The organism is Tropicimonas sp. TH_r6 (assembly GCF_033101155.1).
In the GTDB taxonomy this organism is placed as follows: Bacteria; Pseudomonadota; Alphaproteobacteria; order Rhodobacterales; family Rhodobacteraceae; genus Tropicimonas.
On sequence record NZ_JAWMPX010000026.1, the window covers coordinates 1 to 14,040 of the forward strand.

Annotated in this window: 13 protein-coding genes; all 13 read right to left on the reverse strand. The window is 63.6% G+C overall.

Annotation, left to right across the window (positions count from 1 at the left end; translation table 11 throughout):
* Positions 1-297 precede the first annotated feature (297 nt).
* The 13 genes from rpsI to R3X27_RS19830 all read right to left on the reverse strand — a co-directional run bounded on the left by rpsI (position 298) and on the right by R3X27_RS19830 (position 14,037).
* The gene (gene rpsI / locus R3X27_RS19770; protein WP_317710615.1) at positions 298-786 is read right to left on the reverse strand and encodes a 30S ribosomal protein S9; all 489 of its coding nucleotides are present in this window, start codon (positions 784-786) and stop codon (positions 298-300) included.
* A 5-nt stretch (positions 787-791) separates the two neighbouring features.
* A complete protein-coding gene (gene rplM / locus R3X27_RS19775; RefSeq protein WP_317710616.1) occupies positions 792-1,250 on the reverse strand; it encodes a 50S ribosomal protein L13 in 459 nt (152 codons plus the stop codon).
* A 149-nt stretch (positions 1,251-1,399) separates the two neighbouring features.
* Positions 1,400-2,620: a hypothetical protein gene (locus R3X27_RS19780; protein WP_317710617.1), complete on the reverse strand. Its 1,221-nt coding sequence runs from the start codon at positions 2,618-2,620 to the stop codon at positions 1,400-1,402.
* Between the two features lie 77 nt (positions 2,621-2,697).
* Complete coding sequence (locus tag R3X27_RS19785; RefSeq protein ID WP_317710618.1) at positions 2,698-6,147, reverse strand: Rne/Rng family ribonuclease; 3,450 nt, start codon at positions 6,145-6,147, stop codon at positions 2,698-2,700.
* A gap of 597 nt (positions 6,148-6,744) precedes the next feature.
* Positions 6,745-7,443: an HAD family phosphatase gene (locus R3X27_RS19790; protein WP_317710619.1), complete on the reverse strand. Its 699-nt coding sequence runs from the start codon at positions 7,441-7,443 to the stop codon at positions 6,745-6,747.
* A complete protein-coding gene (locus R3X27_RS19795; RefSeq protein ID WP_317710620.1) occupies positions 7,415-8,746 on the reverse strand; it encodes a sigma-54 dependent transcriptional regulator in 1,332 nt (443 codons plus the stop codon). The genes R3X27_RS19790 and R3X27_RS19795 overlap by 29 nt, the downstream gene beginning before the upstream one ends.
* Positions 8,747-8,777: 31 nt before the next feature.
* Positions 8,778-10,535: an ATP-binding protein gene (locus R3X27_RS19800; RefSeq protein ID WP_317710621.1), complete on the reverse strand. Its 1,758-nt coding sequence runs from the start codon at positions 10,533-10,535 to the stop codon at positions 8,778-8,780.
* 194 nt (positions 10,536-10,729) lie between these two features.
* Complete coding sequence (locus R3X27_RS19805) at positions 10,730-11,284, reverse strand: DsbE family thiol:disulfide interchange protein (RefSeq protein WP_317710622.1); 555 nt, start codon at positions 11,282-11,284, stop codon at positions 10,730-10,732.
* On the reverse strand, positions 11,277-11,459 hold the full coding sequence (gene ccmD, locus R3X27_RS19810; protein ID WP_317710623.1) for a heme exporter protein CcmD: 183 nt from the start codon (positions 11,457-11,459) through the stop codon (positions 11,277-11,279). The genes R3X27_RS19805 and ccmD overlap by 8 nt, the downstream gene beginning before the upstream one ends.
* Positions 11,456-12,229: a heme ABC transporter permease CcmC gene (gene ccmC / locus R3X27_RS19815; RefSeq protein ID WP_317710624.1), complete on the reverse strand. Its 774-nt coding sequence runs from the start codon at positions 12,227-12,229 to the stop codon at positions 11,456-11,458. The genes ccmD and ccmC overlap by 4 nt, the downstream gene beginning before the upstream one ends.
* A 56-nt stretch (positions 12,230-12,285) precedes the next feature.
* A complete protein-coding gene (ccmB, locus tag R3X27_RS19820; RefSeq protein ID WP_317710625.1) occupies positions 12,286-12,942 on the reverse strand; it encodes a heme exporter protein CcmB in 657 nt (218 codons plus the stop codon).
* On the reverse strand, positions 12,939-13,559 hold the full coding sequence (gene ccmA / locus R3X27_RS19825) for a heme ABC exporter ATP-binding protein CcmA (protein ID WP_317710626.1): 621 nt from the start codon (positions 13,557-13,559) through the stop codon (positions 12,939-12,941). Before ccmA ends, ccmB begins: the two co-directional genes overlap by 4 nt.
* 124 nt (positions 13,560-13,683) lie before the next feature.
* Positions 13,684-14,037: an Mth938-like domain-containing protein gene (locus tag R3X27_RS19830; protein ID WP_317710627.1), complete on the reverse strand. Its 354-nt coding sequence runs from the start codon at positions 14,035-14,037 to the stop codon at positions 13,684-13,686.
* Positions 14,038-14,040 lie beyond the last annotated feature (3 nt).

Here is a 14,040-nt window from a genome sequence, read left to right on the forward strand (position 1 = left end):
CCTCCAAGGTGGATTGTGACAAACCCACCGTGGCACATCAGACGCCGTCGGGGGCGGCTACAGCATCAAAGTCCTTTCGCAGAAACAGCACAAGGGTCCATTGTAGTGTTCCTGTTTGATCTCGAAAATACCAACCGCTGGCTATCAACAAGATGCCGGTATTGTTGCAACTATCCTGAAATCGCGAGCCCTAAACGTCGACAATTTCAAAGCTTTGCTAACAGTCTGCAACCAACAAAAAACGCCCACTTGGGAAAGTGGGCGTTCGATTTTGGTGAGGTTATTGCTTGTTCTGCGTTAGCGCTTGGAGAACTGGAAGCTCCGGCGAGCCTTGCGGCGGCCAAACTTCTTCCGTTCAACCACACGCGCGTCGCGGGTCAGGAACCCGGCAGCCTTAAGCGGGGCGCGCAGGGCCGGATCATAGAGCTGCAACGCCTTGGAAATTCCGTGCTTGACCGCGCCGGCCTGACCGGAAAGTCCGCCGCCCTTGACGGTGGCGACAACGTCGAATTCACCTTCGACGCCAGCAACCTGGAAGGGCTGGTTCAGGATCAGCTGCTGCACGGGACGCGCGAAATAAACCGTGATGTCACGACCATTGACGGTGACCTTGCCGGAGCCCGGCTTGATCCAGACACGGGCAACCGCGTCCTTCCGCTTGCCAGTGGCATAGGAACGGCCAAGCTCGTCGCGAACAGGGTCACGTGAGATGGCGATTTCTTCGACCGGAACAGTGCCTTCGGCGACTTCGTTCAGCTCGGCGAGGGATTTGATTTCTTCGACCATTGTCCTCAGCTCCGGGTGTTTTTCTTGTTCATTGCTTTGACGTCGAGCACTTCGGGCTGTTGGGCCTCATGCGGATGCTCGGTGCCGGCATAGACGCGCAGATTGGTCATCTGCTGGCGGCTCAGGCGGTTGCCCGGCAGCATGCGCTTGACGGCCTGGGTCACGACGCGCTCGGGGTACTTGCCCTCGAGAATCTGCCCCGTGGTGCGGGACTTGATGCCGCCCGGGTAGCCGGTGTGCCAGTAGTTGGGCTTGTTGCGCTTGTTGCCCGAGATCTGCACCTTCTCGGCATTGATCACGATAACATTGTCGCCCATGTCCATATGCGGGGTGAAGGTCGGCTTGTGCTTGCCGCGCAGGCGGTTGGCGACAATCGAGGCGAGACGGCCAAGCACGACGCCTTCGGCGTCGATGATGATCCATTTCTTTTCGATATCCGCCGGAGTTGCGGTATATGTTTTCATCTTCTTGCTCTTTTTCGGAACTTTCGGGGGCGCCCGGAGACGCCTTGAACCTTTGGATGCGCCGGTTCTAAAGACTCTGACCGGCCAGTCAAGTGACAAATGTCCATAATACACCTGTAAATTCAATGGGTTAAAATTATGGTACTATTTTACCCCACATTATCCTTCATCTCCCCTGCCCTCCGGGCGATCCAGGCATCAAGCCGCCACATTCCCCAGGCCAGCGGCACAGCTGCCAACCCACCAATGACCCAAGCCAACGGCTCGTCGCCAAAACTCTCGAAAAGCTGGGTATAGAAATGGATCGCCGCGAAAGTCAGCGCCGCGTTGAACAAACCGCGGCGACTGCCGAGCGCAGCCCAGACGAGCGTCGCCGCAAGGGCAATCGCCCAAAGGATCGCGTAGAGATCCGCCGAGATCGTGACCGCCCGGTCGCGGAAAGCTTCCCGCGCGGCCTCATAAGCGGTCGCGTTGTAGCCTCCCTCACCGTCGAAGTCCTGCCAGTGCGGTCCCAGGACCGTCTCTCCGACGACATCGCCCCAGAGCGCGCCGACCAACGCACAGAGATTGGCCACGACAAAGGCCAGCATCACGAGAACCATGGCGTGACGGGCCGTCCGCGCGTCGCTCTGTCTTGCCACGGTCAGCATCATCGCGATGAGAAGACACATCTGCAGAATCGAGAGGGTCGGCTCTGGTGAGAAGAAGACATAAGCGGCATGGAAGTAGCCGGTGCCCGTGTCGAGCATTTGCGCAAAGGGCACAATTGCCAGCGCCGTGACGAGACGGACATCGACAAGCCAGCCTGCCCCGGCAATCGCCACCGCGGCATAGAAGTAGAACACCACCCGCGACGCGCCGGCAATCTCATGCTCCTCCAGCCAGAGGGCCGTTCCCGAGAGATGCACCGCGAGCCCCATAAGGAAGATCGCGCCGAGCACGAAGCGGCCCCGCGCCAACGGTCGCAGCAATAGCACGCCGCTTGCCAAAAGCAGCGTTGCGCCGCCGAGAAGCATGAAAACCGCCGCGATGGCCGCGTGGTTCTGCACCAGCTCGACACAGGCCCCGCCAACGAGCATCCCCGCTCCGATCAGCGCCATCGCATGCCCGAACATCGCAAAGAGGTCTCCCCCCCGCCACAGGATCGCTGCACCACCGGCCAGCGACAGAAGCCCCCAGATGGCCACCGCCAGCGGATCGGCAAGCCAGAAGATCAGCCCACCCGTCGCCGCGAGAATTCCAAGACAAAGAATGCAGTTCACGCCAAGTGCGACCATCTCCCGCCGCGCCCGCCGTTCGATTTCCTGCGCCTGGTGCGCATCGATGATTCCATCGGCCACAAGCCGGTCCGTATCCGCAATCGCTCGCATTCCAGATCTCCCGAAACGAGAATGGCCCGACCGCAAACCGGCCGGGCCATCCATGACTCAACTGGCCGACAGCTCGGTCAGCGGCCGACAGACCACCATCCGCGCCGCTTCGGCTTTGCCGGCTGGTCGGGTTCCGGCGCGACCTCGACCTCAGCCATCACGGCTTCAGCTTCCTCCACCTCGTTGGCCTCTACCGGCTCTTCCTCGGCGACAGTCTCTTCCGAGACGGTCTCTTCGGCTGCCGCTTCTTCCGCGGGGGCGGCGTCCGGCTGGACGTCATCCGCCGTTGCCGGGGTCTCTTCCGCAGCAGCCGCAGTTTCCGGCGCACTCTCTTCCGCGACCGGGTCCTGCGCCTCGGTCACCGCTTCCTGAGGCGGCTCCTCCGCAGCAGGCGATTCATTGCCGCCATCAGCGCTTGGAGCCTCGGTCGAGACCTCGACCGGCTCAGCGGTGTCGGCCTCGGGCAGCGTTTCGGCCGCTTCAGCCTTGACCGTTGCCTCGGGGTTCGCCTCGTTCTCGGTCTCGCCTGTTTCCGAAGTCTCCTCGGCGGATTTCCCGGACCGCCGCCGGGAGCGACGACGACGGGACCGCCCCGACTTCTGAGACTCCTCGCCGTTCGCGTCTTCGCTCTCGTCGCTCTCCGCTTCGGCCTGCGTCTCCGCGGACTCGTCGGACTCGGCCCCGTTCTGTGCCTCATCGCCCTGACCGTCCTCGGAGCCACCGTTGCGCCGACGCCGCCGACGCCGCCGCTTCTTCTTCGGCGCGCCATCCTCCTCGTCCGAGGCCTCTGGCTCCGGTTCAGCCGTTACGGCTTCCTCGACAACCGGCTCTTCTTCGAGATCAGGCATGTCCGAAGTGTCGATGGAGATCACCGGCGCAGACACCTCCGGCACCCAGCGGGTCGCCGTCTTGAATTTCTCGATGGAGAAATCGGGCGGCACCAGGCTTGGATCGGCCTCGATCCGGACCGAAAGCCCATAGGTCGCCTCGATAAGCGCAATATGCTCGCGCTTCTGATTCATCAGGAAGTTGCAGATGCCCACGGGTGCCTTGACCAACACCTCCTTCGAGCGCCGACGCCCACCTTCCTCTTCCAGCTGGCGCAGGATTTGCAGGCCAATGCTGTCATCGGAGCGCAGAAGGCCGGTGCCGTGACAGGACGGGCAAGGCTGCGTGGTTGCTTCCAGCATACCCGGCCGCAGCCGCTGCCGGCTCATCTCCATCAGGCCGAAACCGGAGATCCGCCCGACCTGGATCCGCGCGCGGTCGGTCTTCAGCTTGTCCTTGAAGCGTTTCTCGACCGCGTTGTTGTTCTTGCGCTCTTCCATGTCGATGAAATCGATCACGATCAGACCCGCAAGGTCACGCAGGCGCAGCTGGCGCGCGACCTCCTCAGCCGCCTCCAGGTTCGTCTTGACCGCGGTGTCCTCGATCGAGCCTTCCTTGGTCGCCCGACCGGAGTTGACGTCGATGGCCACCAGAGCCTCGGTCACGCCAATGACGATATATCCGCCGGACTTGAGCTGAACGACCGGGTTGAACATGCCCCCGAGATAGCTCTCGACCTGATAGCGCGCGAAGAGCGGCATCGGCTCGCCATAGGGTTTCACGTTCTTGGCGTGGGACGGCATGATCATCTTCATGAAGTCCTTGGCCACGCGATAGCCCTCGTCGCCCGCGACGATCACCTCGTCGATCTCGCGGTTGTAGAGGTCGCGGATCGAACGCTTGATGAGGTTGCCCTCTTCATAGATCGGCGCCGGCGCGATGCTCTTGAGCGTCAGCTCGCGGATCTGTTCCCAGAGCCGCTTGAGATATTCGTAGTCGCGCTTGATCTCGGCCTTGGTGCGCTTGGCCCCAGCCGTGCGCACGATCAGACCCGCGCCCTCGGGCACGTCGATCTCGCTGGCGATCTCCTTGAGCTTCTTGCGGTCCGACGCATTGGTGATCTTGCGCGAGATCCCACCGCCCCGGGCCGTATTCGGCATCAGCACGCAATAGCGTCCGGCGAGGCTGAGATAGGTCGTCAGCGCCGCGCCCTTGTTGCCGCGCTCTTCCTTGACCACCTGGACCAGCATGATCTGGCGGACCTTGATGACCTCCTGGATCTTATAGCGCCGCATCCGCGGCTTGCGCGGACGGCGGATCTCTTCCTGCACGTCTTCCTCGGCGACCGACTCGATGTCGTGGCCGGGATGATCCTCGTCCTCGTCATCATCGTCGGAGCCGGTCTCCTCCTCCGAGGACTCGCTCTCATCGGCAGGTTTCGCGGAGGCGTCGGCCGGCGTGTCATCCCCTGAAGCCTCAGGAGCGGTTTCTTCCGCAGCCACCTCTTCGGTCGCGGCTTCCTCAGCCTTGCCTTCGGAAGGTGCATCTTCCGCTACCTCAGGCGATGCAGCTTCTTCAACCGGGGCATCGGCAGCAGCCTCTTGCTCAACAGCCTCGTCCGAGCCGGTCTCGGCGTCGGCTTCAGTCGCTTCTACAACAGGTTCTTCAGCAGACGGCTCCTGCTCCGGCTCAGCACTGTCTTCAACGGAAGTGTCGGCCTCGTCACGCGCGGCGGCCTCGTCCGCCTCGTCGCCCTCGACAACTTCGCCGGAGACAACGTCAGCCGGATCATCCTCAAGCCGGGCCGCGATCGGACGCACCGGCGCTTCTTCTTCGGACGTTTCACCCTCTTCCGGCGCCGCTTCGGACGTATCGGTTTCGGTGTCGGCAACCTCTTCGGCGTCAACCGCCGTTACGGCTTCAGGCTGCTCGGCCTCTGCGGGCGCTTCGGCCGTCTCTTCAACCGCGACAGGCTCTTCGGAGGGAGCGTCCGCCTCGGTTTCGGCGGCCTCAGCCTCGACAACCTGTTCGGATGCCTCAGCCTCGGCACTCTCCGTCTCTGAGACAGCGTCTTCTGCCGGTGCAGCTTCGACAGGTTCCTCGGTCTGGGACGGTTCCTCGGATGTCTCGGCCCCGGCGTCATCCGTCGTGATCTCAGCAGCAGGCTCCTTGCCATCCTCGATCACGTCGATCGGGCTCGCCAGCGCGTCCGGATCAACAGCTTCTTCGCCAAAATCGACGACATCCATGCCCTCGATTGCCGGTACAACGGGCGCCGCGGCGACCTCCGTCTCCTGTGTCTCCGAGCCTTCATCCTTGCGATCACGTTTACGCGAGCGCGACCGGGAACGGCGCGACCGGGAGCGGGACTTCTTCGACTCTTCGCCGTCGTCCTCTTCCTCGTCGCGATTCATCTCCTTCTCTTCGGCCAGAAGGGCTTCACGATCCGCGACCGGGATCTGATAATAATCCGGATGGATTTCCGAGAAAGCGAGGAAACCGTGCCGGTTCCCGCCGTAATCGACAAAGGCCGCCTGGAGCGAGGGCTCCACACGCGTCACCTTTGCGAGATAGATATTGCCAGCTAGCTGGCGCTTGTTGACGGTCTCGAAATCGAACTCGTCAACCTTGTTGCCGTCCACCACGACAACGCGGGTCTCTTCCGCGTGTGTGGCGTCGATGAGCATCTTCTTTGCCATTGATGTCTTTCGCATCCCGGCGGGGCCAGCGTCCGGTCAGGTGCTGGTGGAGGTCCGGGATGATATGCTGGGGCGGGAACGGCGGGCAGCACAATAGCGGCAGCGGCGCGGTCTCGCGCCCTGCCTGCTCTGTCAAAATCCAACGCGCGTTCCATCGCGATTCATGTTCTCCGATGCGGCCATCGCGTCTGCGCGGCGCACCAATTTATATGGTTCTGCCCGGGAAATGCCTCGGGCCTTGGTCCAAACCGACCGGTTACGCTGTCCCGACCATGGGCGGCAAGTGGCCTGCCCTGCCCGGTCCAGTGAAATTTGCAATCGGCCCCTGAAAACGCGCCATGCGTCCGAAAAGGCCGGTAATACTGACCATATCGGCAGGTCAGGGGATATTACAATCGGAAAGTGCAGCCGTGGCAAAAGGAGCGCGGGGAGTCTGTGGAGGATTGGCCCTGAGATCGGTATGCAGGCGCGCGCCTTTCGCAAAGGCGTCTTGCAGGATGGTATGCGCGCGGACGTCAGATCGGTGGGTTAAAGTCCGCCTGCAGACCGTGCCAATACCTCCCCAAAAGGGGCAGCACCGCCCCTGCCCTCCGGCGCTCAAAGCAACCCGGCCGCCTCCATCGCCGTCCCCAGATCCGCAGCGACATGCTGGCCCAGTTCCGGCAAGTCCTGCCCCTCGGGGCGCAGATCCGGCACCTGCCACACGCGGCAGCCCGCCGCCACTGCCGCCGTGACTCCCTTGTCGCTATCTTCGAAGGCGAAACAGGAGGTCGCCGCGACCCCGGCCCGCTCGGCGCCGAGATAATAGGGCGCCGGATCCGGCTTGTGGGCGGTGACGTCATTGCCACCGACAAGGTCCCGGAAATGCGGCCAGAGCCCGGCCCGGCCGAGCTGCCTGCGCGCTTTCTGCCCATCGGTCGAGGTCACCACGACCATTGGATACCCGCGCGCCGAAAGCGCTTCGAGCACGTCGCGGACGCCGGGTTTGACCGGCACCTCCGCCGCGATCCGCGCCTCGAAGCCCGCGCTCCAATCCGCCTTGAACCGCGACAGGTCCGCGTCCGGTGCCAGTGCCGCACCAATCCGGGCGCTGGTCTGTGCCCCGCTCGACCCGATCAGTTCGAGGAAGAACCGCTCCGCGCCCGCTAGCCCGAAAGCATCGGCCACCTCGACGAAGCTGTCCCGTGCCACCGTTTCGGTGTCGAGCAGCAGCCCGTCCATGTCGAAGAGCAGAGCGCCGGGCCCGTCCTCCACCCCGGAGACCGCTTTAGAGATAGTCCGACCGTTGGAGACCATATTTCGCCATCTTCTCGTTGAGTGTTCGCCGCGGCAGGCAGAGCTCGTCCATCACAGCCACGATCGACCCCTTGTGGCGCCGCATCGTGTTGTCGATGAGCATCCGCTCGAACGCTTCGACATATTCCTTCAACGGCTTGCCTTCCGTCGTCATCACCGGCTCGACGGTCTCGCTCTCCGCCATCAGCAGCGAGGCGATTGTTCCCGATCCGCGCCGTGATTGCAGCACCGCGCGCTCGGCCACGTTGATCAGCTGGCGCACATTGCCCGGCCAGGGCGCCTGCAGCAACTGCGCAGCCTCCTGAGCGCCGACTTCGGGCGCTTCGCAGCCATACTCGTCCGAGAACCCTTCCGCAAAACGGTTGAAAAGCTGCAAGATATCTTCGCCGCGCTGTCGCAGCGGCGGCAGCGTGATCCGCATCGCCGCCAGCCGATAGAAGAGATCGGGGCGCAACGCGTCTTCGCTCGTCTTGCCCTGCTCCTGCAGGTTCGACACCGCGACGATCCGTGTCTCCGCCGGCGCGCCCTGGTCATTGATGAAGGTCAGCAGCCGCGCCTGAAGTGCCGCGCTCAGCGCCTCGACATCCTCCAGGCAAAGCGTTCCCCCGCGGGCCTGCTCGACCAGCGGCAGAAGGCTGGCATCCGGGTCGCCCTCGAAGAGCTTGCTGCCCATTTCCTCCTCGGCATAGGCGCCGCATTGCACCAGAACGAAGGGTTTCGAAGCCCGGCTGCCCACCGCGTGCAGCGCATGCGCCGCCAGGGTCTTGCCGGTCCCTGTCTCGCCATCGATCAGCACATGGCCATCAGCCTGTCCGAGATCCAGAATGTCTTCCCGCAACCGTTCCATTGCCGGGCTCGCGCCGATCAGCTTGTCCATGATCTGCGTGCCGCCCGAGAGGTCGCGCCGCAGCGCGCGGGCATCCAGCGCCAGCCGCCGCTTCTGCGTCGCCTTCTTGGCCAGCTCGGTCATCTGGTCGGGGTTGAAGGGCTTCTCCAGGAAATCGAACGCGCCCACGCGCATCGCCTCCACGGCCATCGGTACATCACCATGGCCAGTGATGATGATCACGGGCAGAGCCGAATCCTGGCTCATCAGCCGCTTGAGGAACGCCATCCCGTCCATGCCCGGCATACGCACATCGGAGACCACGACGCCCGGGTAATCCGGCCCGATCCGCTTGAGCGCCTCTTCGGCAGTGGCAAAGCTTTCCGTGTCGAACCCGGACAACGCGAGCCACTGGCTGATCGACTGCCGCATGTCCTGCTCGTCATCGACAATCGCGATCTTCATTGCCTTGGCCATCGTGAACCCTCCTTGAGCCCTGCTCTCTGACTCATTCCGCCGCCTCCCTGTTCTCCGACAGGATCGGAAGCTGCACTTCAAAAACCGCGCCACCTTCAGGTGCATTGCGCGCCGTCAGGCGCCCCCCGAAATCGCTCACGATACCGGAGGAGATTGCCAGGCCCAGCCCAACACCGTCGCCCGGCTGCTTTGTGGTGTAGAAAGGCTCGAAAAGCGAGTCGAGATCGGCGATTCCATGCCCATTGTCCCGCACGCTCAACGTCGCTGTCTGCCCGGAGGACAGGATCAGTTCGATCTGTGGCTCCCGCGATTTCTTCGTTGCATCGATGGCGTTGCGGAAGAGGTTGATGAAGACCTGCTCCAGGCGCAGCCTGTCGGCGAGCACCATCACCGGCTCGGCCGGCATGGTCCGCGAGATGGCCACGCGCCGGCTCTTGAGTTGCGGCTCCATCATCGACAGCGCCCCCGAGACGGCTTCGCGCACATCGAGCGGCTCAAAGGCTTCTTCGCCCTTGCGCGCATAGGATTTGAGCTGCCGCGTGATCGCGCCCATCCGCCCGATCAGGTCGTCGATCCGCTGGAATGAACTGAGCGCCTCTTCGCTCCGGCGTCGCTGTAGCAGCAGACGCGCGCCGGCCAGATAGGTCCTCATCGCCGCCAGCGGCTGGTTCAACTCGTGACTCACCGAGGCCGACATCTCGCCGAGCGCCGCCAGCTTGGAGCTCTGCGCCAGGGTCTGCTCGGCCACTTCCAGGTTCTTTTCCGCCCGTTCCCGCTCGGCGATTTCACGCTGCAACCTCTGATTGAGGATACGCAGTTCCTGAGATTCTCGCTGGAAAAGGCGCGAGCGCGACTGCGCCTTGCGCGACATGAAGTAGAAAGCGGCGGCAAGGAGCAGCGCGAACCCCATGATCTCCATCGCCAGCACACCGTTCACGCTTGCGCGCACCGAGGAATAGGTGGTGAAACCGACAATTCTCCAGCCCTGAAACGGAATCCGCGCCTCCGAGCGCATCACCGCCTCGCCGAGGATATAGGCGTCGGGCATGGTCAGTGACCAATCGGTCGTGGCGTGCAGGGCGCGGGCAATGGCCGAAGGCGCCGATTGCGCCGCCAGCGCCTCCTCGACCGTCCGTCCGCGCCAGCGCGGCTCGGTCGCCAGGATAATCTCACCCTCGCTGTCGGTCACCAGGACAGCATCAGCGATCCCCGCCCAGGCATCCTCGAACTTGCGCAGATCGACCTCGACAACGATGACCCCGATCGGCTCGCGCTCGGAGGTTATCTTGCGCGAATAGGTGAATTCCTTGGCCCCCGTGTCCAGTTCGACGACAGAAAAGACCGTGTCATTGGCCCGGATCGCGTCAATGAAATAGGCGCTCGCCCGATGTGGCGAGCCGATCAGGCTGCGATCCGTGGCCGCCACGACCCGCCCATCCGCGTCCAGAAGCATCAGGGAGGCCGCGCCGATCTCGTCCTTGAAGGAAATCAGGCGCTGAGAGCTCTGGGTAAAATCCGCCGCATTCAACGCCCCGATCAGCGCCGGGTCCTGCGCCAGCAGGAGCGGCACCACGGACGTGCGCTGCAACTCGCTGATAACGTTTCCGGAATACAGCGTCAGCCGCAGCTCTGCACGGTTGCGCGTGGTCTCGGTGAAGCGATCCGAGAGCCAGAGATTTGTGACATAGAGCGTCACCGCCGACGCCAGAAGGATCAGCGCCACCACGACGCGCAAGCGCCAGGGCGGGCGCTCCTCGACCGGCTGGGCTGGGGACGGGGTCACGGACATGCGCCAAATCTATGCGATACGCGGCGGAAACCCAAGAGGGAGCGGTTTGGAGGCGTAGCGCGCGGCGCCCCCAGTTTACCGCGATCGCAGGCGTCGCACCGGCCCGCAGGCTCTGACCCGTGCCGTGCCAACATGCGCTCCGGTCCAATACCAGCCATCACCGCGCCTCGACCCGGAGCATCCAAGCCCAGTGTCTAGTTCGCGGCAGCTTCCGCAATCGCCGGTCGGATGGTTTTCTCCAGCACCGAGCTGGTGATCGGGCCGGCAAACCGCGTCACGATCTTGCCATTGCCATCGATGACAAAGGTCTCGGGAACGCCATAGACGCCCCAGTCGAGCCCGGTACGCCCGCTTTGGTCAGCCCCGGCCAGCGTATAGGGATCGCCGAGCCCGGAGAGAAAGGCCATGCCCTTGGCCTCCTGGTCCTTGTAGTTGATGCCGTGGATCGCCACGCCCTCTGCGGCCAGTTCCATGAGCTGCGGATGCTCGGCCCGGCAGGGCGCGCACCAGCTCGCCCAGAAATTCACCAGCTTCACACCGTCCTCTCGCAGCGCCGCTTCTGTCAGCATCTCCTTGCTGGCAAAGCTCTCAAGCTGCATCGACGGCGCCGGCTGCCCCTTGAGCGCGGTGGGCAATGCATCCGGGTTCTCCCGCTGCATGCCGAAAAAGAACAACGCCGCCACGCCAAGAAAGATCAGCGGCGGCAGAATCATCATGAAGGAAACGCGTTTGCCCGCCTGTTCAGCCATTCGTCTCTTGCCCTCCGGCCTTTTTCGCCTGCCGGGCCGCTTCGATAACCCGCAACGCGGCCTTGGTTTTCGCAGATTGCCGCAACGAAATCACCAGCAAAACAACCATCAACACAATCGTGACCGCATAGGCCGAGAGCACTTCGGCTGCGTATTTTCCAAGATCCGGCATCATGCCATCCGCTCCCGTGCCTGCAGAGCCCGTATCCGCCGCGCCCGCACTTCGGTCCGGGTGCGGATCAGGATGAGCAGGACGAAGAACCCCGCGAACCCGATCATCGACAGCATCAAGGGATAGAAAAAGACGTTGGAGACCTTCTCCTCGGTATCGGTGCCGGTGACGGCCCCCGCCCGCAGGACCGACGAGCCCTGGTGCAGCCCCTGGTTCCAGAAATGCAGCGCGTAGCGGCTGAGGACTGCGAATACGGAGCCCACGATGCAGAGCACGGAGGTCAGCTCCGCCGCCGTGTCGTCATTCTCGATCGCGGTCCAGAGCGCCATGTATCCGAGATAGAACAGGAACAGCACGAGGAAGGAGGTCAGGCGCGGATCCCAGGCCCACCATGTCCCCCACATCGGTTGCCCCCAGATCGCGCCGGTGGCCAGGGCAATCAGCGTCATCGCAGCGCCCACGGGGGCCGCCGCCTTGGCGGCCAGCGCCGAGACGTGGTGCCGCCGGATCAGCCAGATCAGCGAAGCGACCAGCATCATCAGCCAGGCATTGATCGCGATCATCGCCGAGGGCACGTGGATATAGATGATCTTCACCGTCGACCCCTGTCGGTAATCGTCCGGCGTGAAGAAGAATCCCCAGATCAGCCCGATCGCCAGTGTCGCGACCGTCCCGACCGCAACGAAGGGCAGCAGGAAGCCGGAAAAGGCCATGAAGCGGCGGGGATTGGCGTATTCCCAAAGCGATTTGGGTTTTGGCAAACGTTCAGACATGGCGCGGAGCCTATTGCTTCCTTGGGAACGGCTCAACAGCCGCTGGTTGCTCATTTTCAACGCAGGTTGATGCGGATTGCCGCAGCCGAGGCGAAAGGCAGCAGCGCCACCGTCGCCAGAGTGATCCCGGCCAGCAGCGCCAGCGGCGTCTGGAAGGCCATGCCTTCTGCACCGCGCCGCGCCACTTCGGCGCCGAAAATCAACGTCGGCACATAGAGTGGCAGCACGATCAGCGAGAGCAACAGCCCGCCCCGCTTCAGCCCGACTGTCAGCGCGGCCCCAAAGGTCCCCACGACGGACAGCGCGGGAGTCCCGACGGCCAGCGAGATCGTCATCCAGAGGAACCCTTCCGGCGGCAGGTTCAGCAACACGCCGAACGCCGGCGCGGCCAGTGTCAGCGGCAGGCCCGTGGTCAACCAATGCGCCAGCGCCTTGATGCTCGCGACCCCCTCCATCGGGATCGGCGCGGTGGCCAGCAGTTCCAGCGCGCCATCCTCGTAATCCAGCGCAAGGATCCGGTCGAGCGAGAGCAGGCAGGAGAGCAGCGCGCCGAGCCAGAGAATGCCGGCCGCGATGGTCGACAGCGTCGCGGAGTTCGGCCCGACGGCAAACGGCGTCAGCGTCACCACGATCAGGAAGAAAGCGAGCGCCAGCCCGAAGCCCCCACCCGCGCGCACCGACAGCGCAAGGTCACGTTTCAACAGCGCGATCACAGGAAAGCCTCGTGAAAATCGTCCTGGGTCTCTTCGGGCGGAATCGCCTTGAAGGGCCCGAGCTGCAGCATGTCGCCCTCAAGCCCGAGATCGATATGCGTCGCGACCACCGCAAGCCCCCCCTGCCCCAGATGCCGCCGCACGGCATCGGCAAAGAGCGCCACCGAGTCGACATCAAGCGACACGGTCGGCTCGTCGAAAAGCCAGATCCGACGCCCCGTCACGGCCATCCGCGCCAGCCCCAGCCGCCGCTTCTGCCCGGCAGAGAGCGAGCCCGCCGGCCGCGCCGCGAGCGCCTCAAGGTTGAAGTCCCGCAAGGCCGGGGAAATATCTGTCACACCATGCAGGTTGGCCCAGAATTCAAGATTTTCGGAGACACTCAGCGTGCCCTTGTTTCCATCGGCATGGCTGGCATAGGCCATCTCCTGCGGCCCGGGCGTGACCTCGCCCTCATCGGCCAGCTGCAACCCTGCGAGTGTGCGCAAAAGCGTCGTCTTGCCGATCCCGTTCGGCCCACGCAACACCAGCGCCGTGCCGGACGCGACCCGAAAGTTCACCCCTTCCAGCACCCGCATACCACCGCGAATGACGGCCAGATCCGAAACGATCAGCTCCATCGACCGTCCCGCATTGCTTCAGGTTTTCTTCTGTTCATGAATATCCCCGCCGGAGGCTTGAAGCTTACCGCTCTCCACTCCCCATTCTCCCATCCGCAAGAGCTATTTGCCCGCGCAAGGAGAGTCAAAGCGCCAGAACGGCCGCGCCCACGCGCCGCCCCTCTCCAAGAAGCACATTGAACGTCCGGCACGCCGTCGCCGTCGCCATCGGCTCCACGCCGATCCCGGCCCCTTCCAGAGCCGCGCGCAAACGCGCCGGCACGGGCAGCATAGCCTCGCCCGTCCCCAGAAGAACAAAGTCGATATCGGTCCCTATCGACAGGATGGTCTCCGAATCCTCGAGCCCGCCCCAGGGTTTCAGCCCCACGGGCGACAGGACCAGATTGCCCTCGTAGATCTTGCCATCGAGCCGGAAAAAGCCGGGGCCGTAGCTGTCAAAGGGCGTGCCTCGCTCGTAGCTGACTTCGCTGAAATCCATGAT